Origin of the sequence: Paenirhodobacter hankyongi (assembly GCF_003664585.1) — a bacterium.
Lineage (GTDB): Bacteria > Pseudomonadota > Alphaproteobacteria > Rhodobacterales > Rhodobacteraceae > Rhodobacter > Rhodobacter hankyongi.
In genome coordinates, this window is record NZ_RCHI01000003.1 from 1 (window position 1) to 25,645 (window position 25,645).

Below are 25,645 nucleotides of genomic sequence, written 5' to 3' on the forward strand. Positions count from 1 at the left end.
TTCTCACGATGCAAATCGTGCCGCTTTTCCGGGCAGTTTTCCCCGCACCTCACCCCGCCCAAGCCGCAATTCCGGGCAGATCACCCCTCACGCAACCTGAGGATAGGTGATGATCGACAGGGGACGGCTCAGAACTCGACCTCGAGCTCGACGATCTCGTCGGGTTCGGCCAGCGCGCCCTCCGTCCATTCCTGCATCGGCGCCCAGCCGAGGATGGTCTCGACATAGGCCGCGAGCCGGGTCTCGAGCGGCACGGAATAGGTGCGGAAGCGGGTGCAGACCGGGGCATACATCGCATCGGCGACGGTCGGCGCGGCGCCGAACAGGAACGGCCCGCCATGGGTCGCGAGGCACTCGAGCCAGATCGCCTTGACCCGTTCGACATCCGGGCGCGCCCCCGAGAAGATCTTGAACTTCTCGTGCCGCGCCTTGAGATTCATCGGCAGCGCCGAGCGCAGGTTGTAAAAGCCCGAGTGCATCTCGCCCGAGACCGAGCGGCACTGGGCGCGGGCGACCTTGTCGACGGGATAGAGCCCGGCCTTGGGAAAGGTCTCGTTCAGGTATTCGGCGATGGCGAGCGTGTCCCAGACCTCGACCTTGCCATGGGTGAGCCGCGGCACCAGCACCGAGGGGGTGAGCAGCAGCAGTTCCTGCCGCGCGCCGGCATCGGAAAGGTCGACCGGGCTTTCGGCGAAGTCGAGCCCGGCCATCTTGCACAACAACCAGCCGCGCAAGGACCATGACGAATAGTTTTTCGATGAAATCGTAAGCGTTGCTTGCGTCACGGTGCCTCCTTGCCCGAGAAGGGCTGTATTCCCGGAAATTTTGTCGCAGGCTGCCGGGGGCCTGACCAGCGGTTTTCGGGCGTCAAAGGGGTGAATCGCCATGCTTTATGCAACCTACCAGTCTCTTGATGATATTTTCGCCCCTTTTCGCACCGCCGCCCATTTCGCGCTCTCCTTCACGCCCAAGGCCAGCGGCCCCTTCGCGCAGCTGATCCGGCAGCAGGCGGCGGGGCTCGAGATGATCACCCGCTTCGGCCTCAGCCATGACCGGCCGCGCTTCGGCATCGGCACGGTGAAGGTCGATGGCTGCGAGCGGCCGGTGCGCGAGGAGGTGGCGCTCGAGCTGCCCTTCGGCCGGCTGCTGCACTTCGCGCGCGATCTCGACACGCCGTTGCCGAAGGTGCTGGTGACGGCGCCGCTCTCGGGCCATTTCGCCACGCTGCTGGCGGGCACGGTGCGCACGCTGCTGCGCGACCATGACGTCTACATCACCGACTGGACGAATGCGCGCGACGTGCCGTTGTCGGCGGGCGATTTCGGCGTCGAGGATTACGTCGCCTATCTGATCCGCTTCATGGAAGAGATCGGCCCGGGCGCGCATATGCTCGCGGTGTGCCAGCCCTGCGTGCAGGCGCTTGCCGCAACCGCGGTGATGTCCGAGGACCGCAACCCGGCCACGCCGCGCTCGCTGGTGCTGATGGCGGGGCCGGTCGATGTGCGCGAAAGCCCGACCTCAGTCAACGATCTGGCGAACGAGAAGCCGATGGACTGGTTCGAGCGCACGGTGATCGGCACCGTGCCGCTGCGCTTTGCGGGGGCGGGGCGCAAGGTCTATCCGGGCTTCGTGCAGCTCTTCTCCTTCATGGCGATGAACATGGACCGCCACCGCGAGCAGCACGAGAAACTCTATCACCACCTCGCCAATGGCGAGGAGGCCGAGGCGAAGAAGATCAAGGACTTCTACGACGAGTATTTCTCGGTGCTGGACCTGACCGCGGAATTCTACCTCGAGACCATCGACCGGGTGTTCCAGAGGGCCGAGCTGGCGACCGGCGACTTCACCTACAGGGGCCGCAAGGTGAACCCCGGCGCGATCCGGCACACGGCGCTGCTGACCGTCGAGGGCGGGCGCGACGACATCTGCGGGCTGGGGCAGACCTCGGCCGCGCATGACCTGTGCAGCGCGCTGCGCCCGCATCTGAAGCGCCACCACCTGCAAGCGAATGTCGGCCATTACGGCGTGTTCAACGGCCGTCGCTGGGACAACGAGATCTATCCGGTGGTGCGCAACATGATCCTGGCGGTAGATTAAGGTCGCCACGCAAATCACTGAATTAAAACGGCCCCCGCACCCACAGGCGCCGGGGGAGTTCCGTTCCGGGCTCGGCCGGTATTTCGAGCCCTGCGGGCAGCCTCCTCCGCTTCGCGCTGGCGATCAGAAACGTCTCCATCCCGGACCCGCTCGCCCGCCGCGTCGCGCTCCATCCGCGGATCGACCACCCGCCGGCGCCGTCGTCGCCCCGGTCGCGACGGCGCCTTGCAGGATCGTGCGGCGCGTGGGCATCGGGGCTCTCCTTCAGAAGCTGCGGGCGGGTTCGGGGGCGGTGCCGGATTTCGTCCCCCCGACCTGATCCCAGGGCACGAAGGTCGTGTAGGCGATCAGCAGGACGAGCCAGAGCCCGAAGGTGCCGATCACCCCCATCAGCCCGGCCAGCCCGGTGGGCATCAGCGCGTCATAAAGACCCGATCCCACCTTCGGCACCGCCTGCCCGCCCATGAACACGGTCCAGCGGAACATCCAGGCGGCGTGGATGGCGAGAAGCCCGGTGATCCAGCCGCTGCGCGCCGGGGCGGCCAGCGCGATGCCGAAGGGCAGCACGATCGCCACCGCCCCCCAGAGCGCGATCCGCTGCCAGACCGGGAAGCCCGCGACGGAGGCGAGCGCCGCGGCGTGGCGCGGGCTGAGCCCGGAGAGCGCCAGCGCGAACCAGGCCGCGCCCAGCACACCGACGAGGCCGAGCGCCAGCGCAAGGGCGCGGTTCATCGCCGCCTCGACCGCCGCCCCGGTGCCCAGCGAACGGCCGAGCACCAGCATCACCCCAAGCGCGCCGACACAGCCCGTGGCGGCGAATTGCAGCGGCAGGAAGGGGGTGTTCCACAGCGGGCGCGAGCGCACCACCATCACCTCCATCCCGGTGTAGGTCAGGAGGCCGAGCGCCGCGAGCCCGGCCAGCACTCCGAGCGGACGGGCAAAGCCGTTGCCCGCGCCGCCGAGCGCCAGGAGCCGGAAAAGCGGCGCATAGCGCCAGTCGCCCTGCCCCCAGGCCCAGAAGGCCGGCCGGTGCACGGCCCAGGCGAAGGCGATCAGCAGCCCGACATAGCCCGGCAAGATCCAGGCGCCCCAGGCCATCCACGCGGTCGGATGGGTGTAGAAGAAGAACTCCCAGAACCGGCCGGGCTGGTGCAGGTCGGCCAGCAATGCAATCGGCGCGGTGATCCCCGTCGTCACCGCCGTCATCAGCGCGAGCCGCGCGCGCGGCATCGCCGCCGCGCGGCCCAGCACGAAGCCCGGCAGCGCCATGAGAAGCGCCGTGACCGAGAGCGCGATCAGGAAGAAGTACTGCACCGCCCAGGGGAGCCAGGCCGCCTCGTGCGTCGCACCGACAAGGTCGTGAATCTGCACCTGCATGTCAGTGATCCCCCGCCTTGCGTATGCCCGGGATGAAGGGCGCAGCGCCGATCATCGCCCGGCCGGCCGCACCGGGAAAGCCGCGACGGTTCTTCTCCACGGCTCCCCCTTTCCACCTCGACCGGAAAGAACCCTACGCCCGACGCATCCCCGGCCGGTATCGGCACAAACCCCGGAAGATTAGGGGTTTGCCCCTAGGTTTCGGTCCAGCCCGCCGCGACAAGCAGACGCACCAGATCGGCGGCGCTACTCGCCCCCATCTTGTCCATCACGTTGTGACGGTGGATCTCGACGGTCTTCAGGCTGATGCCGAGCTCGGCCGCGATCTGCTTGTTCAGCCGGCCGGCCAGCACCGCGCTGGCGACCTCTGCCTCGCGCGCGGTGAGGCTGTCGACACGGGCGCGCACCTGCGCCGCGCCGCGCGCCGCCTCGGCCCGCGACCGGCTGAGCGCCAGCGCCTCGTTCAGCCGCCCGACAAGGGCCATGCCGTTCACCGGCTTCTCGAAGAAATCCATCGCGCCCGCGCGCATCGCCCGCACCGCCATCGGCACGTCGCCATGCCCGGTGATCATGATCACCGGCAGCGCACAGCCGCGCCGGCCAAGCTCGTCGAGGAGTTCAAGCCCGGTCATCCCGGGCATCCGCACATCGGCAAGGATGCAGCCCACGCCCGCACAGTCGAGCCGGTCGAGCAGCTCGGCCGCCGAGGCATGCGCCTCCACCCTCAGCCCGAGCGAGCCGAGCAGGAAGCCCAGCCCCTCGCGCGCGGCGCGGTCGTCGTCGACAACATGGATCACCGCATCCTCGTTCATGCATCCTCCTGTGCCGGCAGCCACATGCTGACGCGCAGCCCGCAGCCGTCGGCGGGGGTCTCGGCGCGCAGCCAGCCGCCATGGGCCTCGACGATCGAGCGGCTGAGCGCAAGCCCCAGCCCGATCCCCTCGGGTTTCGTGGTGTAGAAGGCCTCGGCGAAGCGCGCCATCGCGGCGGGTGACAGGCCGGTGCCCCGGTCGCGCACCGAGATGCACACCCCCGCCCCCTTCAGCGCATCCGCCTGCCGCGCCGAGCGGATCAGCAGCCGCTTTTCCTCGGCCGGCGTCTCGGCCATCGCCTCGACCGCGTTCTGCACGAGGTTCAGCACCACCTGCTGCAACTGCACCCGGTCGGCGAACACCACCGGCAGATCGCCCGCCAGCATCAGCTCGGTGCGCACGCCGGCGCGGTGCACCGTCGCCTCGTAAAGGACCGCCGTCTCGCGCAGCATGTCGTTCAGATCAACCGGGTCGCGCAGGCTCTCGCGCTTCTTCACGAAGGCGCGGATGCGGCGGATCACGGTCGCCGCGCGTTCGGCCTGCGCCGCGATCTCGGTCGAGGCGCGGTCCATGTCCTCGGGGGTGAAGGTGCCGAACTTCAGCCGCATCGAGCAGCCCTGCGCGTAATTCGCGATCGCGCTGAGCGGCTGGTTCAGCTCGTGCGCGATGCTCGAGGCCATCTCGCCCAGGATCGACAGCCGCGCGACGTGCTCGAGCTCGCGCCGGTGCAGCCGCTCTTCCTCCTCGAGCCGCTCGCGTTCGGCGATCTCGCGCACCAGCCCCGCATTCGCGGCATCGAGCGCGGCGGTGCGGCGGCGCACGAGGCTCTCGATCCGCACCGAATAAAGCGCCCAGAACATCAGCGCGATGCCAAGCGCAATCAGCCAGTCGCGGTAATCCTCGACGAATTCGCTCAGGCTGACCGGGCCGGTGCGGGCATAGGGGCCGATGCGCAGCGCGCGCAGCAGGTCATGCACCGGCTGATAGTCGAGCGGCACAGTCCAGAGGTTGCCCCCCTCCATTCCCAGAAGCGCGATCGCCACCTGTTTCGACAGCGCCGCATCGGTGTGGCGGGTCTTGGCGAAGGGCCAGCCCGGATAAACCCGGCTCGAGACCGCGCAGGGCACCTCGGGCAGGTCGCGGGTGGCAAAGGCATGAAGCCCTGCCCAATGCCCGGGGTCTGCCGCCTGCAGCTCCTCGAGCAGGCAGGCACGCAGCACCGCGGCATCGGCCTTGCCGTCAAGCACCGCCTGCGCCGCGGCCTGCATCGGATAGCCGGTCACCAGGGGCTCGATCCGCCCGGGCAGGCGCGTGTCATGGTCGTAAAGCTCGCGCCAGAGCACCTGAAAACCGCCGAAGGCCTCGGGCGCGACGACGGCGAGGCGGCGGCCGGAGAGGTCATCATAACTTTCGAGCGGCTCGGTGGTGACCAGCGTCGAGGCCACCGGAATGTCGCCCTCTGCCGTCGCGATGCGGCTGACATGGTGGCGATATTCAAGCTCGGCGTAATTGCCGGGATTGGTGATGACGAAATCGAGGCTGTTGGCATCGAGCGCGGCATCGAGGGCATGGATGTCGAGCGCCACAAGCTCGAAGCGATGGCCCGGCAGCGCCGCGTTCAGCGCCGCCCCGGTCGCCTGCCAATGCGCGATCGAATGCTCCGAGCCCTGATAGTCGAGCACGCCGATGCGCAGCACATCTGCCTGCGCGGCCGGGGCGGCACATGCCACAAGGGCCGCCACCACCAGCCCCCAGCCTGCCCCGATCCGTCCCAGCACCCGCGCCCTCGCTCTTGTCCGCCCCAAGCATAGGCGCAAGCGCGGTCCAGGGGAAAGGGGGCGACTTGCCGCCCCCTTCCGGTTCACTCGCGGTCCGGTTCACTCGCGGTTCAGCGCCACCACCGGGTCGAGCTGGGCCGCCGCGCGGGCGGGCAGGAAGCCGAAGGTCACCCCGATCAGCGTCGAGGACAGGAACGCCACCACGATCGCCGTGCCCGAGAAGGAGAGCGTCACCGTGGTATAGACCAGGCCGATCACCGCCCCCGCGCCAAGCGCCAGCGCGATGCCGAGCACGCCGCCGACCAGACAGACGAGCACCGCCTCGACCAGGAATTGCCCGACGATGTCGCTGCGCCGCGCGCCGACCGCCACGCGCACGCCGATCTCGCGGGTGCGCTCGGTGACCGAGACCAGCATGATGTTCATCACCCCGATGCCGCCGACGACCAGCGAGATCACCGCGATCGCGGCGACAAGCCAGGTCATCGTCTCGGTGGTCGAGGTGATCGTGGCGCGGATCGTGTCGCTGTTCGACAGGAAGAAGTCCTGCGTGCCGTGGCGGTTCAGCATCAGCGCGGTGATCTCGGACTGCGCCTTCGTCATGTCATAGCTGTCGGCGATCTTCACCCCGATGCTGTCGAGGTAATTCTGCCCCGACACCCGCGACATCGCCGTGGTGTAGGGGATCCAGACGTTCAGCGACGAGGGGCCGAAGGTCGCGCCGGTCGAGCGCACGACGCCGATCACCCGCACCGGCACATGGCCGAGGATCAGCACCTGGCCCAGAGGGTCCTCGCCGTTCGGGAAGAAGGTGTCGCGGGTATCCTCGTCGATCACCGCGACCTGCGCAAGCTCGGTCACGTCGCGGCTGTCGAACTGCTGGCCGTCGACGGTCTCGTAGGCGTGGACGGCAAAGTAATCGCCGCTCACCCCGTTCACCGCGGCCGTGGCCGAGACATTGCCATGCAGCACGTTCGAGCTGTTCGAGACCGCGGGCGAGACGCCGTCGGCATAGGGTTGCAGCGCGATCATCGAGGCGTCCGAGGGCATCAGCGTCTCGGTCTTGCCGGCGTCGCGCGCGCCAAAGCCGGTGCCCGCGCGCACGGTGATCGTGTTCGTGCCGAGCGACGAGATGTTCTGCAGGATCTTCTCCTGCGTGCCCGAGCCGAGCGCCACCACCAGCACCACCGAGGCGATGCCGATGATGATGCCGAGCATGGTCAGGAACGAGCGCACCCGATGCGCCAGCATCGCCTTCAGCGCCATCGACAGCGTCTCGCTTGCGCGGCGCAAAAGCGCGCCGGCGCCGCGCTCCGCGGTGGCGGGACGGGCGGCGCCCTCCCCGGCCTCGGTGCGGCCGCTGTCGCGCACGATCCGGCCGTCGCTGATCTCGATCTCGCGGCGGGCATGGGCGGCCACGGTCGGGTCATGGGTGACGACGATCACCGTGTGCCCCTTGGCGTTCAGATCGAGCAGCAGCTCGATCAGCTCGGCCGAGCTTTTCGTGTCGAGCGCGCCGGTCGGCTCGTCGGCCAGGATCACCTCGCCGCCGTTGATCAGCGCGCGCGCCACCGAGACGCGCTGCTGCTGGCCGCCCGAAAGCTCGTTCGGCCGGTGGTCGAGCCGGGTGCCGAGGCCGAGCTGGGTCAGCAGCTCGGTCGCGCGCCTGCGCCGGCTGGCGCGCCCCTCGCCCGCATAGATCGCCGGCACCTCGACGTTGCCGACCGCATCGAGATCACCGAGCAACTGATAGCGCTGGAAGATGAAGCCGAAATGCTCGCGCCGCAGCCGGGCGAGCGCGTCGGGGTCAAGCCCGCCCACATCCTCGCCCGCGAAGCGATAGCTGCCCGCGCTCGGCCGGTCGAGACAGCCGAGGATGTTCATCAGCGTCGACTTGCCCGAGCCCGAGGCGCCGATGATCGCCACGAATTCGCCCGGCCAGATGTCGAGATCGACGTCGCGCAGGACGGTGATCGTCTCCTCACCGGCCTGGAAGGAGCGGCCGACGCCGCGCACGGAAATCAGCGGATCGCTCATCTCAGATCCCCATCGGCGGGCGCATCCGGGTGGTGGTGCCCGCCGCCTTCGGGGCCACGGCGGTGCCGGTGACCACCTGTTGCCCCTCGCTCAGACCGGACCGGATCTCGGCGGTGACCTTGTCGTTCAGCCCGACCTCGACGCGGGTCGGGATGGCGGTGCCGCTCTTCGCGTCCCAGACCTCGACATAATTGCCCTCGCCGTCGCGCTTCACCGCCGCGGCGGGCACGGTCAGCACGTTCTCGGCCTTGTCGAGCAGGACCGACACCTGCGTCGTCATGCCGATGCGCAGCTTGTGATCGGGGTTCGCGACGTCGAGCAACCCGTTGTAATAGATCGCCTCGTCGGTCGAGATCGTGTCGCTGTTCTCGATTTCCGAGGGCGCGGGCTCGATCGAGCGGACCTTGGCGGTGAAGGTGGTCTCGGGCTCGCCCAGAATGGTGAACCGCACGTCCTGACCGGGCTGCACATGCACCACGTCGGCTTCCGAGATCTCGGCCTTGACCTGCATCGTGTCGAGATCGGCGAGCTTGACGAGGGTCGGCGCGGTCTGGATGGCGTTCACCGTCTGGCCCTGCTCGACCGCCACGGCGACGACGGTGCCGGTGATCGGCGCGGTGATCCGGGTGCGGTCAAGCTCGATCTTGGCGGTGGTCACGGTGACCTCGGCGCGCGCCTTCTGCGCCTGCAGCGCGGCCAGGTTGGCGGTATAGACCTGCACCTCGGCAGTCGCGCTCTCGATCGTCTCCTTCGAGGCCCAGTCCGACTTGCCAAGCGCCGTCTGCCGCTCGAGCGTCAGCTCGGCCTTGCGCAGGTTCGCCTGCATCGCGACGATCTGCGCCTCGATATTGGCAAGATCGGCCTCGGCCTGCAGCACATCGTTCTGCTGGTCCTGACTGTCGATCTGGGCGATCAGGTCGCCCGCCTTCACCGTGTCGCCAAGGCTGACGGCGAGGGTCTCGATCTGACCCGAGACCCGCGCGCCGACCGAGACGAGCTGCTTTGCCTCGATCTGGCCCGAGGCGAGCACGGTCTCGCTGACGGTGCCGCGGGTGACGGTGGCAAGCGTCGGCGCCGCGCCGCTCTGCCCCGCCGTGCGCGCCCACCAGTACCAGCCGCCGCCGCAGGCCAGCACGGCCAGAAGAAGAAGGGTCAGCAGTCGCGCGTTTCTTTTCATGTCAGTCACTCTTGCACCGGTGTTTTCGTTGCGGGCCAGAAGGTGATACGCGCCCGGGCCCCGTTTCCGACGCCGGTGCCGCCCATTTCGCGAAATTCCTCCGCAAGATAGGGTGCGGGCTCAGGCGTCCTGCGACGGCTCGCCCCGGGTTTCGGCGGCAATCGCGGCGGCCGCCTGCGCGCCCGAGGCCGAGACCGGCGGCGGCAGGCTCACCCCGCGCTGACGTTCGCGCGCAAGGGTCAGAAGCCCCGAGCCGACGATCAGCACCATGCCCGCCAGCATCGGCAGATCGACCCCGTCGCCGAAGATCAGATAGCCCAGCACGATCGCCCAGAGCATCTGGCTGTATTGCGTCGGGCTGACGGCTGCGGCCGGCGCAAGCCGGGTCGCGGCCATCATCATCATGTTGGCGAGCGCGGCGAGCAGGCCATAGCCCGCCAGCAGCGCCCATTGCGTCGCATCGGGCCAGCGGAAGGCGGGCAGCATCGCGATGAAGCATAGCGTCACGCCGCCAAGCGTGCCCGAGCCGAACAGCGACAGCCGCGACTCGCCGCCGCCGACGATGCGGAACGAGACGACCGAGATCGCCCCGCACAGCCCGGCGAGCGTGGCGCCGAGATGGCCGATGCCAAGCTCGCGAAAGCCCGGGCGCAGCACGATCAGCACGCCGAGGAAGCCGATCACCACCGCCCCCCAGCGCCGCGGCCCGACCCGCTCTCCGATGAACACGACCGACATCACCGTGACGAAGGCGGGCATCAGGAAGATCAGCACGAAGGCCTCGGCCATCGACAGCTCGGTGAAGGCGGTGACCGAGCCCATCACGCCGACCGGATAGGCGAAGAAGCGCAGCCACCATTGCCCGCGTCGGCGGGTGGCGAAGATCGCCCGCCACGGCTCGCCGGGCGCGCGCAGAACGGGCAGCACCAGAAGCGCGAAGACCGCGCCGAAGAAGGCCGATTCGTAGGGCGGCAGCTGCCCCTCGATCAGCTTCACGCAGGCGTCCGAGACGGCATAGATCGCGAAGGCGGCAAAGCCGATCAGAACACCCGCGGTCACCGGGTCCATGCCCGCGGGCAGCCGCAGAGGAGTGCGCAATCCGTTCATCGTCATCCCCGTTCGCGGCGCCCCGAGGGCGGTGCTGCGCGCAGCGCGCGGCTGCGCCGAAATGTCGCGTATGTTTACCGCGGCGCGGCATCCCGGTCCATGGCGAACCGTGCCCGGCAGCCCTGCCCTGCGCCACGCGAAACGCGCCCGGCGGCGATCTGCCACCGGGCGCGGCCTGCGGGTCCGAAACGCGCACGGGCCGCCCTTGCGGACGGCCCGCGGCAAAGCGATCAGGTGGCGGCCTGTGCCTTCGCCCGCTTGCGGCGACCGAAGACGAGATCGGTCAGCACGAAGAACAGCGGCACGAAGAAGATCGCCAGCGCCGTCCCGGTGAGCGTGCCGAAGAAGGTGGCATAGCCGATTGCCTCGCGCGCGCCGGCCCCGGCGCCGGTCGACAGGATCAGCGGCACCACACCGAGCGAGAAGGCCATCGAGGTCATCAGGATCGGGCGGAAGCGCAGCCGCGCCGCCGCGATCACCGCATCGCGCGCGCTTTCGCCCATGTGCCGCATCCGGTCGCGGGCGAACTCGACGATCATGATGCCGTTCTTGCCGGTCAGACCGACCACGGTCAGCAGACCCACCTGGAAGTAGACGCCGTTCGACTGCCCGCCAAGCACGGCCCCGATCAGGGTGCCGAGGATGCCGACCGGCATCGCCAGGATCACCGCGATCGGGATCACCCAGCTTTCGTAGAGCGCTGCAAGGCACAGGAACACCGCGGCAAGCGACAGCGCATAGAGCATCATCGCGCCGTTGCCGGCCTCCTTCTCCTCGAGCGACAGGCCCGACCACTGCAGCGAGAAGCCCGGCGGCAGCTGGCTGGCCAGACGCTCCATCTCGGCCAGCGCCTCGCCCGAGGAGACGCCGGGCTTCGGCGAGCCCTGGATCTCCATCGCCGGCAGCGCGTCATAGCGCACCACCTGCTGCGGACCATAGACCCATTCCTGCGTCGCGAAGGTCGAGAGCGAGACGAAATCGCCATTCGCATTCGGCACCCGCCACAGGTCGAAGTCGGAGGGCGTCGCCCGCGCCCAGGGCTCGCCCTGCACGTAGACGCGCTTCACCCGGCCGTCATAGAGGAAGTCGTTGACATAGGTCGAGGACCAGACCGTGTTCAGGAACGAGCCGACCTCGGCCGCCGTCAGCCCCACCGCCCCGGCCTTCGGCCAGTCGATGTTGAGCTTGAACTGCGCCGCATCCTCGACGCCGTTCGGGCGCACCGCCATCAGCTTGTCGCTTTGCGAGGCAAGCCCGAGCAGCATGTTGCGCGCGGCCAGAAGCTCGTCGTGGCTTTGCCCGGTGCGGGCCTGCAGGAAGGCGGTGAAGCCGTTCGAGTTGCCAAGTTCCAGCACCGGCGGCGGCACGATCGGGATCACCACCGCCTCGTTGATGCCGCCCATCAGCGGCCCGAAGGCACGGCCCGCGATCGCCTCGGCGCCGTTCGCGACGCCCTGACGCTCTTCCCAGTCCTTCAGCTTGACGAACATCATCGCCATGTTCTGGCCCTGGCCGGCGAAGGAGAAGCCCACCACCGAGAACACCGAGGCGACATTGTCCTTCTCGGCGGTCAGGTAATATTGCTCGACCTTCTGCACCACCTTCTTCGTCTGCTCGGCCGTGGTGCCCGAGGGCGCCTGGATGATCGTCATCAGGACGCCCTGGTCCTCGTTCGGCAGGAAGGAGGTCGGCGTGCGGACATAGAGCGCGCCCATGGCCGCGACGAGCGCCGCATAGACCACGACGCCCTTCACCGGGTTCGCCACCACCCATTTGACGATCCCGCCATAACCGCCGGTGATCCGGGTGAAGCGATGCTCGAAACCCTTCGAGAACCACGAAGCAAAGCCCGGCTTCGCCCCGCCGTGCGGTTTCAGCATGGTGGCGCAGAGCGCCGGAGTGAAGACGATCGCCACGATCACAGAGAGCGTCATCGCCGAGACGATGGTGATCGAGAACTGCTTGTAGATCTCGCCGGTCGAGCCGCCGAAGAAGGCCATCGGCACGAACACCGCCGAGAGCACCATGGCGATGCCGACGAGCGCGCCGGTGATCTCGCCCATCGACTTCTTCGTCGCCTCCTTCGGCGAGAGGTGTTCCTCGGCCATGATCCGCTCGACGTTCTCGACCACGACGATCGCGTCATCGACGAGCAGCCCGATCGCCAGCACCATGGCCAGCATGGTCAACGTGTTGATCGAGAAGCCGAAGGCCGCCATCACCCCGAAGGTGCCCAGGAGCACCACCGGCACCGCCATCGTCGGGATCAGCGTCGCCCGGAAGTTGTGCAGGAAGAGCAGCATCACCAGGAAGACGAGCGCAATCGCCTCGAGCAGCGTATGCACCACCGCCTCGATCGAGATCGTGACGAAGGGCGTGGTGTCATAGGGGATGACATAGCTCATCCCGGCGGGGAAATAGGGCGCGATCTCGTCCAGCCGCGCCTTCACCAGCGTCGCCGTGTCGAGCGCATTCGCGCCCGAGGCCAGCTGGATCGCCATGCCCGCCGAGGGCGCCCCGTCGTAATAGGCCGAGACCTCGTAGTTCTCGGCACCGAGCTCGACGCGGGCGACGTCACGCAGCAGCACCATGCCGCCGTCGGTATCGGCGCGCAGCACGATGCGCTCGAAATCCTGCGGCGTCTTGAGCAGCGATTGCGCGGTGATCGTGGCGTTCAGGAGCTGCCCCTCGGGCGCGGGCTGCGCCCCGAAGGCGCCGGCCGAGATCTGCGCGTTCTGCCCCTGCACGGCGGCGATCACCGTCGCCGGCGCCATGTCATAGGTCTTGAGCTTCTGCGGATCGAGCCAGATCCGCATCGCATATTCCGACCCGAAGACCTGCACCGAACCCACCCCCGGCAGGCGCGAGAAGCTCTCGACCATCGAGGAGTTCATGTAGTCGCTCAGCTCGACCTGGTTGCGCGACTTGTCGGGCGAGATCAGCGAGACGACCATCAGGAAGCCGGTGCTCGACTTCTTCACCGTCACCCCCTGCCGCGTCACTGATTCCGGCAGCGAGGCCTCGGCCTGGCTGAGCTTGTTCTGCACCTGCACCTGCGCGATGTCGGGGTTGGTGCCGAGCTTGAAGGTCAGGGTGATCGTCGCGCGACCGGTCGAGGTGGTGTCGGAGTTGATGTAGCGCAGCCCGTCGAGGCCGGTCATCTGCTTCTCGATCACCTGCACGACGGTGTCGGCCACGGTCTCGGCCGAGGCGCCGGGATAGGTCGCCGAGATCACCACCGAGGGCGAGGCGATCGAGGGATATTGCGAGACCGGCAAGTTGAGGATGGAGAGCGCCCCGAGCCCCATGATGACGATCGCGATCACCCAGGCGAAGATCGGGCGGTCGATGAAGAAACGCGCCATCTCAGTTGCCCTCGCCCGGCGCCGCGGCGCCGGCAGCGGCGCCCTCGGCCGGCACGATCTCGACCGGGGCACCGACCGCGGTCTTCTGGAAGCCCGAGGTGATCACCTGGTCGCCGTCGCGCACGCCGTCGGTGACGATCCAGTCCGAGCCCGAGGAGGTCGCGAGATGCACCGGGCGCTGCGCCACGGCACCGTTGTCGACGACCCAGACGAAGGCATTGCCGGTGCGGTCGCGCATCACCGTGTTCTGCGGCAGCGAGACGGCGCCGCGCGCCATCGCCTGCGGCAGGTCGACCTCGACATACATGCCCGGAAGCAAGAGGTGGTCGGGGTTCTGGAAGGTCATGCGCAGGGTGATCATGCCGGTGGTCGGCTCGACGTTGGGCTCGGCCGCGGCAAGGTGGCCGGTCTCGTGATAGATCGAGCCATCGGCGAGGATCAGCTTCGCCGCGCCGGTCGCGCGCATCTCGCGGCCCTCGGCGGTCGAGGTCAGGCGCAGGATGTCGGTCGCCGACTGGGTGACGTCGACATAGACGGTGTCGAGCGCGCGGATGGTGGCAAGGGGCGTCGCCTGCTGCGCCGCGACCAGCGCGCCGGTCGTCGTCTGCGACAGGCCGATGACGCCGGCGATCGGGGCGCGGATGGTGGTGCGGTCAAGGTCGATCTCGGCGCTCATCAGCTGCGCCTGGGCAAGCTGCAGCGCCGCATCGGCGGCCTGCCGCGAGGCCACGGCGGAATCGCGCTTCTGCGCCGAGCCGGCGTTGTTGCCGAACAGCTCGATCGCGCGCTTTTCCTCGGTCACGGCGAGATCGCGGTTCGCCTGCGCCTGCGCGACCGCAGCCTTCGCCGCGGCAACCGCCGCCTGATAGCTCTCATCCTCGATCTTGTAGAGCGGCGCGTCCTTCTCGACCGAGGCGCCCTCGTCGAACAGCCGCTCGCGGATGATGCCCGAGACCTGCGGGCGCACCTCGGCGACGGTCGAGGCCTTGATCCGTCCGGGCAGGCGTACGGTGAGCGGGAAATCGGCGGTGTGCGCCGTGACGACGGTGACCCGCGAGGGGCCCTGTGCCTGCTGGGCGAAAAGCGGGGTGGCGAGGGTCAGCGCGACGAGCGGCAGAACCCTCAGGGGTAAGGAGAATGACATGACGGAACCTTGGACCTGGGAGGGGAAGAACAGGCTCAGCGCGTGCCGCCGGCGGCAGCGACGCTGAGGGTGATGAAGTCGGAGGCGCGCTGGCGCTCGGCCGCGGCAAGACCTTCCTGCGCCGACAGATAGCTGCGCTCGGCGTCCAGCACGGACATGAAGCTGCCTTCGCCATAGCTGAAGTTGGTGCGCGACAGATCGACCGCCTCGGCGCTGGTGCTGACCAGCCGGCTTTGCGCGGCAATCGCCCGGCCGTCACGGTTGTAGGCGGCAAGCCCGCTCTCGATCTCCTCGATCGCGGCCAGCACCGCGGCTTCCCAGGCAAGCTTGGCCTGCACCGCGCGCGCCTCGGCGCCCTTCAGGTTGGCCCGGTTCGCGCCGCCGGTGAAGATCGGCAGGTCGATCTGCGGGCCGACGGCCCAATAGCTGATCGAGCCGGCATGGCGGATGTCGGTCGGCGTGATCGAGCCCGAGAGCGAGACCGAGGGGTAGAAGGCCGCCTTCGCCACCCCCACATCGAAGGCCGCGGCGGCATAGGCGCGCTCGGCCATGCGCACGTCGGGACGCGCCGCGATCACCTGTGCCGGCACGCCGACGCTGGCCTTGAAGCGCGGTTTCGGCTGCGCCGCGCCGCGCTGCAGCCGCGGCCGCAGCGTGGCGCTGCGCTCGGCGGTCAGCGTCGCAAGCTGGGCCAGCGCCTGGTCGAAGCCGGTCTCGAAGGCGGGCAGCTGCGCCTCGCCCTCGGCCACCAGCTGCTCGGCCTGGATCTGGTCGAGCCGCGAGGCATCGCCCGCCTCGACCTGGGCCTTGGTCAGATCGAGGCTGCGCTTGCGGCTCTCGATCGAGCGCTTCGTGAGCGCGATGCTTTCCTGATGATAGCGCAGCGCGACATAGGCCTGGGCGATGGCGCTTTCCATCATCAGCCGCGCGACATCGGCCGAGAGATAGGCCGCGTCGAGCCGCGCCGCGGCCGCCTTGCGGCTGTTGCGGTTCGCCCCGAAGATGTCGAGCAGCCAGCTGACGCCGAGCCCGGCCGAGGTGGTGGTGCGCGTACCGGTGCCCTGGGTGTCGCCGCGCGTCGCGGCGGCCGAGCCCGAAACCTGCGGCAGATCGGCGGCGCCGGTGGCATCGGCCGCGGCACGGGCCTCCTCGATCGCGGCAAGGGCCTGCTGCACCGAGAGGTTGCGCGCCTGCCCCGCGGCGATCAGCCGGTTCAGCTCGTCATCGCGGAAGGCGAGCCACCAGTCGCGCGTCTCGCCGGTGCGCGCCGGCGCCGCGCCATCGAAGCGATCCGCCACCGCCGCCTCGGGCGGCTGGTAGGCGACATCGGCGCAGCCCGCGAGGGCAAGGAGCGAGGCCGCGCCCCAAAGGAAAGACCGGCGCGACGGCGCGCGCCCCGAAGGTTCAGACAGATTCATAGCCATTTCACATTCCCGCTGACGGGCATGGCCGCCGCGCTGCGACCGCCTGCCCCCTGTTCGCTCGACTTCGGCAGAGCTACATACATTCACGTATGGATGTAAACAGGAAATTGCGGCATAAGGCGATCTTGACGTGTCCGCTGTGACACGAGAGGAACAGAGTGCCTATCACTGCAGCGGCGCGTCTTCCGAAGATCGGACTCGGCGCGCCGAGGGCCCGCCTGACGGAGGGGAGGAGGCGATCTGCATCACGGGAGGATGCGCGGAGTGAGACGAAGCAAGGCCGATGCCGAACAGACCCGGCTGAAGATCCTCGAGGCGGCCGAGGTGCTTTTCGCCGAGCACGGGATCGCGCGCACCACGCTTGAACAGATCGCCCGGGCCGCAGGCGTCACACGTGGCGCGTTCTACTGGCATTTCAAGGACAAGACGGATGTCCTGAGCGCGCTTTACGAACGCACCACCGCACCGCAGCTCGCGCTGATCCGGGAAGCGTCGGAACAGGCCGACCTGACCGACCCGCTCGCCTTCCTCGAATGCTCCGGCACCCGGTTCCTGTCGGTCTTTGCCGCCGACAGGTGCCAGCAGCGGATGCACCGGATCATGTCGAACGCGGCCATGTCCGAAGAGACGGCGGCCTGGCTGGCACAGGCCAACGCCGAGCTGTGGCGGGTGTTCCAGCGCCTTCTGGCGCGCGCGGGCGAGGCCGGCCAGCTGACCGACGAGCTGACCCCGGACGAGGTGGCGGTGTCGCTGATGGTGATGTTCAACGGGCTGCTGAACGAGTGGCTGCGCTCGGACCGGGCCTTCCCGCTCGACACGCTCGGCGCGAAGCTCCTGCACCACCACATCGCCTCGCTGCGCCGCCAGCCCGCCTGCGCCGAGGGCGGCCCGACCCCCTGAGGGGCCCGATGGCGGCGCCCCGGCCCGGGACGCCGCGCTGATGTCAGAACGTCATCTGCATCGAGACATAGACCGTCCGCCCCGGCTCGTTCACCCGCGTCACCGTGGTGTCGAAGACGTTGCGCCGGCTCAGGTGCTGGGCATAGGTCTTGTCGAAGACGTTGTTGATGCCGCCGATCAGCCGGACATTCTCCTTCACCGCATAGCTGCCGAAGAGGTCAAGCGTCGCCCAGCCCGCGGTCTCGCCCGGGTCGATCTCGGCGTTGATCCGGTCCTGCCGCGTGGCCCAGTTCACCCGCGCGCCCGCATTCCACAGCGCCTCGTCCCACACCGCGCTGAGGCTGCCCTCGAGCGGCGGGATCTGCGCCAGCGGCGCATCGTCGCTGGTGTTCTGCCCGCGGGTATACGTGGCATCGCCCGCAAGGGTCAGCTTGCCCATCGAGTAGCTGCCCGAAACCTCGGCCCCCGACAGCGTCGCGCCGATGTTGCGATATTCGGTGCGGGTGCTGGTGCTGCCCATCATCGAGATCGTCACCGAGTCCTGCAAGATGAAGTCATCGACCCGGTCGTAGAAAGCCGAGGCGTTCAGCGACCAGGTCTGCCGCGCCGTCTGGAAGCCGACGTCGAGCTGGTTGTGCTTCTCCGGCGCGATGTCGGGATTGCCGACCCAGGTCGGCGTGCCCATCGAGCCGCGCGCCATCGCGCGCTCGTTCGCATCCGCGGTGCGCACCGTGCGCGAGAGCCCGACGAAGGCCTTGGTGTCGGCGTCAAACGCATGCTCGAAGCGGATCAGCCCGCCGAGGTTGTCCTCGGTCCGCGCGCTGTCATAGGTCGTGCCGTAGACCGCCGAATAATAGTCGTTCGGCGTCACGCCACGCACCGCGACATCGGCCTTCGCCGCATCGGCGCGCACATGGTCGAAGCGCAGCCCCATCTTCAGCATGTCGCGCGAGCTCAGCGCCGTCTCGGTCTGGGCGTAAAGCCCGGTCTGCGCGATCGTCACGTCGGGCCAGGTCAGCGAGGACGGCGCGTCGAAATCGATCATCGCCGGCGTCATCGCCATGTAGCCCCAGGCGGTGCGGGCGTTCGACTGAGTGTCGATGCCGACGGTCGCCCTGGTGCGGCCGAACTCGAACTTGCCCTCGACCTTGCCGCCATGGGTGTCCGAGGTGGTGGGCGACACCATCGCCATGCCGGTGGGCACCCGCAGCGAATAGTTGTCCATCGTGTGATCGACATTCGAGCGATAGAGCGTGCCCTCGATCCGCTTCAGCGGCCCGAGATCAAGATCGACACCGCCGCGCAGGCGCAGGGTCTCGGTCTCGGACAGCGGGCTGTCCATGCCGGCGCCGGCGAATTCGACATCCTCGGCGCGGTCCTTCTCGATGTCGAGCGCAAGGTCGAGCCCGCCCTGCTTGTAGCCAAGCGTGACGCCCGCGCTCTTCTGCGTATAGGCCGAGCGCACGTCATGGCCCGACCCGTCCTTGTAATCGTCGGCGGTCTTGTATTCGCCGGAGGTCTCCAGATAGAGGCCGCGGCCCAGATCGAAGGACAGCCGCCCCGCGACCTCGCGCCCTGCCCCGTTCGAGGTGCCGCCCAGGGTCAGATCGCCGCTGACGCGCTTGCCCGCCTCGAAGTTCGGCGCATCGCGTTCAAGCCGGACCGTGCCGGCCGGCGCGCCCGGGCCATTCGTCACGCTGGAATAGCCCTTTTCCACGACGATCCGGTCGGCGCGGTAGAAGGCCGCGATCGAGGACGGCGGGTCCATCCGGTTCGGGCAGCCGCCATAGGTGAACGAGCCCGCGTCGATCACGTTGAGCTGGTTCTTCGACATGCCGCGCAGGATGATGTCGATGCCATGCCCGCCCATGCGCGAGCCGGAGATGCCCGGGATCGAGGACAGCAGCGCGCCCCCATCCAGCGCCGGCGGCACCGAGAGCGCGCGCGGAGGAACGGTGATCGTGGTGCCGTCCTGCTCGAGCGTCTTCGGCGCGACGACGATGGTGTCGAGCGCGAGCGGCGCCTCGGTCTTCGCCTCTTCGGCCAGGGCGGCCGGAGCCAGGGCGGCGGGGGCGAGGCTGCCAAGCAGCAGTGCGGTCACGCCAGGGCGTGCCGGAAAGAAGATGTTCATGAGATCTCAGACCTTGTGGAAACGGAGCGGGAGGCCACGGCGGGGCCGTGGCATCGTCTTGCCCGGACGGACCGGGGCGGCGTTTCAGGTCAGGACGGGTGGGGCACGGATCGCCCGGCTGTGGTCGCGCCGCGCGCCTGCCGGCAGCCGCAGCACTGGCAGCGGCAAGGCCTCGCGGTGCACGCGGGCGTGGAAGGCCAGCTCGGGCGCAAAGCCCGGGGGCGCGGCAAAGCCAAGCACGCAGAACGGGCATTTCGGGCCGGACTGCTCGCCGCCCGCGGCCGCATTGCGGGTCTTGCCGGTGGCGAGATCGATGACGATCCGGCTCAGCCCGGTGCCGTCGCACAGCTCGAGCATCACCTCGTTGGCGCCAAGATCGGGCGCGGCCGCGGCCGGCAGATAGGCCGCGCCGACCTGCAGGCTCAGAAGCAACGCCAGAACCACGGCGAAGATGCCGTGGAAAGCTGCCCCGATGCGCTGCGCTGTTCTCATGACGCGCATCTCACCTGCGCTCACGAAAACGTCAAGCCCCGTGAGGCTGCGGCAAAGCTTCGCGCGACCGCCCCGCGCCCTTCCCGAAGGACGCGGGGCGGGGCTCAGGCGGCGGTCATGTGGCTGTGCCCGCCGACGACGGGCGCGGATCCGGTCAGCCGATGCACGACCCGGTGTGAACCGCGCTCGGCCACGATCAGCCCCTGCCAGTATCCGGCGATGACATAGCGGTCGCTGTCGGGCAGAAGCGCCAGCCCGCTCGGCCGCACCATCCCCCGGCTGCGCATGTCGATCGAGTGCACGAGCGCCCCGTCATCGCCCGAAAACACCATCAGCCGATGCGAGCTCGGAAAGATCGCCAGGAATTCGTTGTGCAGCGGATCGTATTCGACCGACAGCCCCTCGAGCAGATGCGCCTGCGGCTCGCCCCGGGCGAGAACCCGCACCGGCCCGCCCGCCCGGTCGAGCAGGACAGGCGCCATCGGCAGATAGGAGGCCGTGGGGTTCGGATCGACCGGAAGGGCATCTGCCACGTCGCCGATCGCCTGCAGCCAGATCGCATTGTCCCCCGGCAGCCCCTGCCGTGCGCGGATCGCAAAGATCCTGCCCCCGCGGCCCAGCGCCAGGTGACGCACCTCGGCGTGGGGATCGGGCACGGCAAGACGGCGCAGCAGCCGGCCGCTGTCCAGATCGACGACCGTCACCGCCGGCTCGACGACCTGCCAGAGCCCGCCGCGCCGCCTCGGCACCGAGCCGTAATTGGCCACGATCACCGACCGCCCGTCGTCGGACAGGCGCAGCTCGTGCGGGTCGATGCCATGCGTCGGGAGCGTGTCGAGAACCCGCAGCGTCATCGGGTCGCGCCGCGACAGCCGGCCGTAGTGATCCGACGGCCGTCCGGCATAGGGCCTCTCGGGGGCGCGCTCGGCGCAAAGCACGGTCCCGTCCGGCAGGAACAGGCCATGCCCGCCACCGCGCCATCCGGGCCCGAGCGAGCGGCCGACCGCGATCATCTCGAGCGTTTGCGGATCGAAGGTGACATGATGCGCCGCCCCCTCTCCGCCGCCCAGATTCATCCGCCCGAAAAAGCCTGCGCGCCCGTCGGGCGAGATCGCCACGTCATGGGCGATGACCGGGAACACCGCCTGCCGGACCTCGCCGCGAGGCGAGATCCGGGTCAGCATGGTTTCGGGCCCCTCCTTGGCCCGGCGCCGGCTGTCGGGCGGCTCGCCGACCGGGCGCAGCTTCTCGGGATGATAGCCGGGGATGAACAGGCTGGCCTGCATCCCGGACCCCGACCGCTCCGGCACAAGCGCCGGAGCGCATCCCGCAAGGACCGGCAGCGACGCCGCCATTCCAAGGGTGAAATCACGGCGTCGCATGCTCGGCTCCCCCTCAGTGCGAGTGACCGCCGTCGTGATCGCCGCGCGCGCTGGCCGCGGCCGCATTGCGCGCCTGCCGCACCGAGGTCCGCAACGCCGGAACACGGTCACAGCTGGCCCGGTCGCCGGACAGGCAGCGGATGTAGTTGTCGTAATAGTTCGACTCGGCATCGAGGGCGTTGGCTTCAAGCCCATGGGCATAGATCGCCCGGCCATCGGCCGCATCGCGCCGGGCGCGGAAGGTCTCCATCAGGTAGGACCGGGTGATATCCGGCATGTCCGCCGCGAACTGGAAGACCTCGCCGCCCGGAACGATGTTGAAGGCGGTGTCATTGGCAATCTGCTTGCCGATGGTCTTGTAATCGTCCGCCGTATATTCCTGCCCGGTGCCATATTCGACGACGCGATCCGCGGCATTGCCGACAGGGTTGCATCCGGCGATCAGGGCAAGCACGACCAGGGCCGGAAGCGACTTCCGGCACAGATGAGATGTCCGCATCTTCTCCTCCTTAAGCTGCGACACGGCTTAAGGATATCACGATCTCGTGAGGCCGTCGTTGAGCCAGATCAAGCTTGCCCGGGACAGACTGCCGCACCGGCCGAGGACGGACCCACCCGGGATCACCGGACCGGGCCGCGACCGGCGCGCGGATCGGCCGCGCCGGAGAAGAGATCGCGCAGCCCGGCGGCCCCGCCCTCTGCCGCGAGCCAGCGCAGCACCGCGCAGCCCGCCTCGGCATAAAGCCCGGGGTCGCGCGCGGCAAGCGGCGCCCAGTCGAAGGGAGTCTCGGGCAGATCGGCGCGCGGCGCGCGGCGGCAGCGCGCGGCGCCCTGACCCGGACCGAGGTAGCGCGGATCATCCGAGATCACCACCGACAGTCCCTCGTCGAACCAGGTCGGCAACCGCCCGCCAAGCTGCCCCCGAAGACCAAGCTGGGCGTGGGTCTCGGCATGGGCAAGCTCGTGGGTCAGCACGGTGGCCGACAGCCCGCGCGGCGCAAGCCGCACCACCGAGACGGGCCCGAGCGAATAGGTCACCGCCGCCGCCCCCCGCCCGCCAAGGCGGCGGTCGCAGGCGGCGCTTTCGCAGGCGATCAGGCGCAGATGCGCACGCGGCGGGCCGTAGAAGGCGGCGATGCGGGCGCGGGCGGCGCGGACCTCGGCCGCAAGCGCCACACGGGCATGGGCCGGCATCGAGGCCTCGACCCAGAGCCCGGCGCCCGCGGGGTCAAGCCCGAAGCAGCGCGGACAGGCCGCCCCGCGCAATGCCGGCAGGAAGGCCAGCAGCGCCGCAAGGCCGAGCCCCGCGCCAAGCGCGAGGGCCAGAAGGGAAATGCGCATCGCCCGCCACATCGGGGCAGGATGGCCGGGCGCGCGCCGGCCCGCAAGCCTCAGTCGCGGCGGCGGATGATCTGCCGCAGCATGCCGTGCAGGGTCTGCACATCGGCCCGCGTCAGCCCGAAGCGCGACCACATGTTGCGCAGGTTGCGCTTCATCATCGGGCCCTTGTCGGCCGGGAAGAAGAACCCCGCCTGCTCGAGCACCTCTTCATAGTGATCGCCCAGCTTCTCGACATCGAGGGCGCTTGCCACCTCGGTGCCGGCAAGCCCCGGCGCGACCGGCGCGGCCGAACTTTCCTGCCGTGACAGCTCATAGGCCATCAGCAGCACCGCCTGCGCGAGGTTGAGCGAGAAGAAGACCGGGTTCACCGGCACGGTGATGATCGCATTCGCCCGCGCGATGTCGTCGTTTTCAAGCCCGGTGCGCTCGGGCCCGAAGAGCACCGCGATCTTCTGCCCCGCCGCCATCCGCGCCCGCGCCTCGGCCATCGCCGCCTCGGGGGTGTAGATCGGCTTCGTCAGCTCGCGCCCGCGCGCGGTGGTGGCAAAGACGAAATCGCAATCCGCGATCGCCGCCCCGGTGTCGTCGAAGACGCCGGCATGGTCGAGCACCTTCGTCGCCGCGCCCGAGGCGGTGGCCACCGCCTTCGGGTTCGGCCAGCCGTCGCGCGGCGCGACCATCCGCAGCGACGCGAAGGAGAAGTTCAGCATCGCGCGCGCCGCCGCGCCGATGTTCTCGCCCATCTGCGGGCGCACCAGCACGAAAACGGGGTTGCGGATCAGGCTGTCGTCGGGATCGGTCATCGGGGGTCCTTTCGGGGGGCCTTTTCGCGCGCCGTCCTAGCCCCGCAGGCCCCGCGCCGCAAGCCCTCTGGCCTCGGCCCCTGCGCTGCGCTAGAAGGCGCGAAACACGTTTTCCAGGAGGCGTCATGGCCGAGGACCGCCCGCAGATCTACCTGCTCACCCCGCCGAGCTTCGATCTCGACATCTTCCCGCAGACGCTGTCGCGGGTGCTGGCCGCCCAGGAGGTGGCCTGCATCCGCCTCGCACTCGCCAGCCGCGACGAGGATGCGGTGATGCGTGCGGCCGACGCCGTGCGGCTTGTGGCGCATGAGCATGACGTGGCGCTGGTGATCGAGGATCACCTCCAGCTCGTCGAGCGGCAGGGCCTTGACGGCGTGCATCTGAGCGACGGCGCGCGCTCGGTCCGCGCCGCGCGCAAGGCGCTTGGCCCCGATGCGATCGTCGGCGCCTTCTGCGGTGCGTCGAAACATGACGGCATGGGCGCGGGCGAAGCCGGCGCCGATTACGTGGTCTTCGGCCCCGTCGGCGAGACCGGGCTCGGCCACGGCACGCGGGCCGGGCGCGACCTCTTCGCCTGGTGGAGCGAGATGATCGAGGTGCCGGTGGTGGCCGAGGGTGCGCTGACCGAGGAGCTGGTGCGCGATCTGGCCCCGGTGACCGATTTCTTCGGCATCGGCGAGGAGATCTGGAGCAGCGACGATCCGGTTGCGGCGCTGGCCCGGCTTGTCGCGGCGATGGGCTGACCCATGCGCGAGAGCGAAGCGGGCGAGTTCTGGCTGGGCGATTCCGACGGGCCGATGGGCGATGTCGGGGCCTTCATGGCCAGCGAGCTGCGCGCCGACCGCGCCGATCTGGCCGGCCATATCCGCCAGCTTGACGGTGCGCGAAATCTGATCGCGATCGCCGGCGCCCCCGGGGCCGGCAAGTCGCGGCTCGCGGCCGAGATCGCGGCCGAGCTGAATGCGCGCACGCCAGGATCGGCCGCCGTGGTGGCGATGGACGGCTTTCACCTGCCGAACGAGGTGCTTGCTGCGCGCGGGCTCCTGCCCCGCAAGGGCGCACCCGAAACCTTCGACGTCGCGGCGCTGGCGGCGAGCCTTGCCGCGCTGAAGACGGGCGACGCGGTCGCCGTGCCGGAGTTCGACCGCGCGGCGGATGCGGTGGTGCCTGCCGCCGGGACCGTGCCGGCATCCGTGCGTTTCGTGATCGTCGAGGGCAATTACCTGCTGCTGACCCGGCCGGACTGGCGCGCGCTTTACCCGCTCTTCGATCTGACGATCCGGCTCTCGGTGCCCGAGGCCGAGCTGCGGCGCCGGCTGCTTCTGCGCTGGCAGGCCCTGCCCGAGGCCGAGGCGCGCCGCCGCGTCGAGGAGAACGACCTGCCGAACGGGCGACTCCTGCGGCAGGAAAACCGGGCCGCCGATCTGGTGGTGGCAGGCTGAGCCCTGGCGGGGTCCGGGGGGCGCTGCCCCCTCTTCGGCTGCGCCGAATTCACCCCCGAGGTATTTTCGGCAAGGAGAAGGCAGGGGCCGCGATGCGCGGCGCCTTGCCGATCGGCGCGATGTCACGCAGCGTCGTGATTGGTGTGGCAGGCTTCGTCCTGATAGGATGCGCCATCCCCCGGAGACGACCATGACCCGCCATACCCTTGCCCATTCCTTTGCCGAGCATTTCGCCGATGGCGTGATGCATGTTCTCGGCGTGATCGCCGCCGTTGCCGGGGTGAGCGCGCTGATCGTCTGGGCGGCGCTGACCGCCGAGCCCGGGCGGATCTGGCCGCTTGTCGTCTATGCGGTGGGGCTGCTCGCCTCGTTCGGCTTCTCGGCGGGCTACAACATGACGCTGCATGCGAAGACCCGCGCCGTGCTGCGCCGCTTCGACCATGCCGCGATCTATCTGCTGATCGCCGGCACCTACACGCCGATGGCCCTCATCGGCCTTGGCGGGCGGGCCGGGCTGTGGCTCACCGCGGCGATCTGGGCGCTGGCGGCCCTGGGCATGGTGATGAAGCTCGGCTTCTTCCACCGCTTCGAGCGGGCGGGATTCGTGCTCTATCTCGCCATGGGCTGGCTGGGCATCGTCGCGATCTGGCCGCTGCTGCAGGCGCTGCCGCTTGCCGTCCTGATCCTTCTGGGCGCGGGCGGCCTGATCTACACGCTCGGCACGATCTTCTATCAGCTCGACCGCATCCCGTTCTCGCGCGCGATCTGGCATGGCCATGTGCTCGCGGCCGCGGCGGTGCATTACGCCGCGGTGCTGCTGGTGGCCGCGCACTGAC

The 25,645-nt window shown here is 69.2% G+C and carries 21 protein-coding genes; 5 read left to right on the forward strand and 16 right to left on the reverse strand.

The features are described 5' to 3' along the window. Positions 1 to 128 precede the first annotated feature (128 nt). Positions 129 to 785, reverse strand: a complete 657-nt coding sequence (locus DYS74_RS03565) for a glutathione S-transferase family protein (protein ID WP_121531014.1) — start codon at positions 783 to 785, stop codon at positions 129 to 131. 100 nt (positions 786 to 885) lie between these two features. On the opposite strand from DYS74_RS03565, the gene DYS74_RS03570 reads away from it, so the two are divergent. Beyond that, positions 886 to 2,097 carry a polyhydroxyalkanoate depolymerase gene (locus DYS74_RS03570; protein WP_121531016.1) on the forward strand — a complete coding sequence of 404 codons (1,212 nt, stop codon included), beginning with the start codon at positions 886 to 888 and terminating at the stop codon, positions 2,095 to 2,097. 264 nt (positions 2,098 to 2,361) lie between these two features. On the opposite strand, the gene nrfD is transcribed toward DYS74_RS03570, so the two are convergent. The 9 genes from nrfD to DYS74_RS03615 all read right to left on the reverse strand — a co-directional run bounded on the left by nrfD (position 2,362) and on the right by DYS74_RS03615 (position 16,318). Further along, complete coding sequence (gene nrfD, locus DYS74_RS03575) at positions 2,362 to 3,474, reverse strand: NrfD/PsrC family molybdoenzyme membrane anchor subunit (protein WP_121531018.1); 1,113 nt, start codon at positions 3,472 to 3,474, stop codon at positions 2,362 to 2,364. A 194-nt stretch (positions 3,475 to 3,668) separates the two neighbouring features. Further along, entirely contained in the window at positions 3,669 to 4,286 is a 618-nt protein-coding gene (locus DYS74_RS03580) for a response regulator transcription factor (RefSeq protein ID WP_121531019.1), read from the reverse strand. Further along, positions 4,283 to 6,064: a sensor histidine kinase gene (locus tag DYS74_RS03585; RefSeq protein ID WP_183077442.1), complete on the reverse strand. Its 1,782-nt coding sequence runs from the start codon at positions 6,062 to 6,064 to the stop codon at positions 4,283 to 4,285. Before DYS74_RS03585 ends, DYS74_RS03580 begins: the two co-directional genes overlap by 4 nt. Positions 6,065 to 6,163: 99 nt before the next feature. Continuing rightward, the gene (locus tag DYS74_RS03590; protein WP_121531023.1) at positions 6,164 to 8,101 is read right to left on the reverse strand and encodes a MacB family efflux pump subunit; all 1,938 of its coding nucleotides are present in this window, start codon (positions 8,099 to 8,101) and stop codon (positions 6,164 to 6,166) included. A 1-nt stretch (position 8,102) separates the two neighbouring features. Continuing rightward, entirely contained in the window at positions 8,103 to 9,278 is a 1,176-nt protein-coding gene (locus tag DYS74_RS03595; RefSeq protein ID WP_121531025.1) for an efflux RND transporter periplasmic adaptor subunit, read from the reverse strand. Between the two features lie 120 nt (positions 9,279 to 9,398). Further along, positions 9,399 to 10,385 (reverse strand): DMT family transporter, encoded by a 987-nt coding sequence (locus DYS74_RS03600; protein WP_220668818.1) that lies wholly within the window; start codon positions 10,383 to 10,385, stop codon positions 9,399 to 9,401. A gap of 230 nt (positions 10,386 to 10,615) precedes the next feature. Continuing rightward, positions 10,616 to 13,750: an efflux RND transporter permease subunit gene (locus DYS74_RS03605; RefSeq protein WP_121531029.1), complete on the reverse strand. Its 3,135-nt coding sequence runs from the start codon at positions 13,748 to 13,750 to the stop codon at positions 10,616 to 10,618. Position 13,751: 1 nt separating this feature from the next. Next, the gene (locus DYS74_RS03610) at positions 13,752 to 14,894 is read right to left on the reverse strand and encodes an efflux RND transporter periplasmic adaptor subunit (RefSeq protein ID WP_121531031.1); all 1,143 of its coding nucleotides are present in this window, start codon (positions 14,892 to 14,894) and stop codon (positions 13,752 to 13,754) included. Between the two features lie 35 nt (positions 14,895 to 14,929). Continuing rightward, a complete protein-coding gene (locus DYS74_RS03615; RefSeq protein WP_245965182.1) occupies positions 14,930 to 16,318 on the reverse strand; it encodes an efflux transporter outer membrane subunit in 1,389 nt (462 codons plus the stop codon). 264 nt (positions 16,319 to 16,582) lie between these two features. Here DYS74_RS03615 and DYS74_RS03620 point away from each other — a divergent pair, with 264 nt between their 5' ends. Continuing rightward, entirely contained in the window at positions 16,583 to 17,218 is a 636-nt protein-coding gene (locus DYS74_RS03620; protein ID WP_183077443.1) for a TetR family transcriptional regulator, read from the forward strand. A gap of 43 nt (positions 17,219 to 17,261) precedes the next feature. Here the strand turns inward: DYS74_RS03620 and DYS74_RS03625 are convergent, their stop codons facing one another. From DYS74_RS03625 to DYS74_RS03645, 6 genes are all read right to left on the reverse strand, one after another. Beyond that, entirely contained in the window at positions 17,262 to 19,349 is a 2,088-nt protein-coding gene (locus DYS74_RS03625) for a TonB-dependent receptor domain-containing protein (protein WP_121531036.1), read from the reverse strand. 84 nt (positions 19,350 to 19,433) lie between these two features. Continuing rightward, complete coding sequence (locus DYS74_RS03630; RefSeq protein ID WP_147435437.1) at positions 19,434 to 19,841, reverse strand: DUF2946 family protein; 408 nt, start codon at positions 19,839 to 19,841, stop codon at positions 19,434 to 19,436. 104 nt (positions 19,842 to 19,945) lie between these two features. After that, positions 19,946 to 21,127 carry a DUF1513 domain-containing protein gene (locus DYS74_RS03635; RefSeq protein ID WP_183077444.1) on the reverse strand — a complete coding sequence of 394 codons (1,182 nt, stop codon included), beginning with the start codon at positions 21,125 to 21,127 and terminating at the stop codon, positions 19,946 to 19,948. A 109-nt stretch (positions 21,128 to 21,236) separates the two neighbouring features. After that, positions 21,237 to 21,722: a hypothetical protein gene (locus tag DYS74_RS18585; protein WP_183077445.1), complete on the reverse strand. Its 486-nt coding sequence runs from the start codon at positions 21,720 to 21,722 to the stop codon at positions 21,237 to 21,239. Positions 21,723 to 21,844: 122 nt separating this feature from the next. Then, complete coding sequence (locus DYS74_RS03640) at positions 21,845 to 22,564, reverse strand: hypothetical protein (protein ID WP_147435439.1); 720 nt, start codon at positions 22,562 to 22,564, stop codon at positions 21,845 to 21,847. 50 nt (positions 22,565 to 22,614) lie between these two features. Then, positions 22,615 to 23,367 carry an RNA methyltransferase gene (locus DYS74_RS03645; RefSeq protein ID WP_121531044.1) on the reverse strand — a complete coding sequence of 251 codons (753 nt, stop codon included), beginning with the start codon at positions 23,365 to 23,367 and terminating at the stop codon, positions 22,615 to 22,617. A gap of 125 nt (positions 23,368 to 23,492) precedes the next feature. Here DYS74_RS03645 and DYS74_RS03650 point away from each other — a divergent pair, with 125 nt between their 5' ends. From DYS74_RS03650 to trhA, 3 genes are all read left to right on the forward strand, one after another. Further along, the gene (locus DYS74_RS03650) at positions 23,493 to 24,110 is read left to right on the forward strand and encodes a thiamine phosphate synthase (protein WP_121531046.1); all 618 of its coding nucleotides are present in this window, start codon (positions 23,493 to 23,495) and stop codon (positions 24,108 to 24,110) included. A gap of 3 nt (positions 24,111 to 24,113) precedes the next feature. Beyond that, positions 24,114 to 24,809: a hypothetical protein gene (locus tag DYS74_RS03655; protein WP_245965183.1), complete on the forward strand. Its 696-nt coding sequence runs from the start codon at positions 24,114 to 24,116 to the stop codon at positions 24,807 to 24,809. A 190-nt stretch (positions 24,810 to 24,999) separates the two neighbouring features. Then, a complete protein-coding gene (gene trhA, locus DYS74_RS03660; RefSeq protein ID WP_121531048.1) occupies positions 25,000 to 25,644 on the forward strand; it encodes a PAQR family membrane homeostasis protein TrhA in 645 nt (214 codons plus the stop codon). Position 25,645: the final 1 nt, after the last annotated feature.

What these genes read in the sequence shown, in the direction of transcription:
- DYS74_RS03635 (WP_183077444.1), bottom strand. Translation starts at nt 21,127, where the DNA reads ATGCAGGCCAGCCTGTTCATCCCCGGCTATCATCCCGAGAAGCTGCGC.
- DYS74_RS03570 (WP_121531016.1), top strand. Translation starts at nt 886, where the DNA reads ATGCTTTATGCAACCTACCAGTCTCTTGATGATATTTTCGCCCCTTTT.
- DYS74_RS03580 (WP_121531019.1), bottom strand. Translation starts at nt 4,286, where the DNA reads ATGAACGAGGATGCGGTGATCCATGTTGTCGACGACGACCGCGCCGCG.
- DYS74_RS03630 (WP_147435437.1), bottom strand. Translation starts at nt 19,841, where the DNA reads ATGAGAACAGCGCAGCGCATCGGGGCAGCTTTCCACGGCATCTTCGCC.
- trhA (WP_121531048.1), top strand. Translation starts at nt 25,000, where the DNA reads ATGACCCGCCATACCCTTGCCCATTCCTTTGCCGAGCATTTCGCCGAT.
- DYS74_RS03610 (WP_121531031.1), bottom strand. Translation starts at nt 14,894, where the DNA reads ATGTCATTCTCCTTACCCCTGAGGGTTCTGCCGCTCGTCGCGCTGACC.
- DYS74_RS03640 (WP_147435439.1), bottom strand. Translation starts at nt 22,564, where the DNA reads ATGCGCATTTCCCTTCTGGCCCTCGCGCTTGGCGCGGGGCTCGGCCTT.
- DYS74_RS03590 (WP_121531023.1), bottom strand. Translation starts at nt 8,101, where the DNA reads ATGAGCGATCCGCTGATTTCCGTGCGCGGCGTCGGCCGCTCCTTCCAG.
- DYS74_RS18585 (WP_183077445.1), bottom strand. Translation starts at nt 21,722, where the DNA reads ATGCGGACATCTCATCTGTGCCGGAAGTCGCTTCCGGCCCTGGTCGTG.
- DYS74_RS03615 (WP_245965182.1), bottom strand. Translation starts at nt 16,318, where the DNA reads ATGGCTATGAATCTGTCTGAACCTTCGGGGCGCGCGCCGTCGCGCCGG.
- DYS74_RS03625 (WP_121531036.1), bottom strand. Translation starts at nt 19,349, where the DNA reads ATGAACATCTTCTTTCCGGCACGCCCTGGCGTGACCGCACTGCTGCTT.
- DYS74_RS03605 (WP_121531029.1), bottom strand. Translation starts at nt 13,750, where the DNA reads ATGGCGCGTTTCTTCATCGACCGCCCGATCTTCGCCTGGGTGATCGCG.
- DYS74_RS03595 (WP_121531025.1), bottom strand. Translation starts at nt 9,278, where the DNA reads ATGAAAAGAAACGCGCGACTGCTGACCCTTCTTCTTCTGGCCGTGCTG.
- DYS74_RS03600 (WP_220668818.1), bottom strand. Translation starts at nt 10,385, where the DNA reads ATGAACGGATTGCGCACTCCTCTGCGGCTGCCCGCGGGCATGGACCCG.
- DYS74_RS03650 (WP_121531046.1), top strand. Translation starts at nt 23,493, where the DNA reads ATGGCCGAGGACCGCCCGCAGATCTACCTGCTCACCCCGCCGAGCTTC.
- DYS74_RS03655 (WP_245965183.1), top strand. Translation starts at nt 24,114, where the DNA reads ATGCGCGAGAGCGAAGCGGGCGAGTTCTGGCTGGGCGATTCCGACGGG.
- nrfD (WP_121531018.1), bottom strand. Translation starts at nt 3,474, where the DNA reads ATGCAGGTGCAGATTCACGACCTTGTCGGTGCGACGCACGAGGCGGCC.
- DYS74_RS03645 (WP_121531044.1), bottom strand. Translation starts at nt 23,367, where the DNA reads ATGACCGATCCCGACGACAGCCTGATCCGCAACCCCGTTTTCGTGCTG.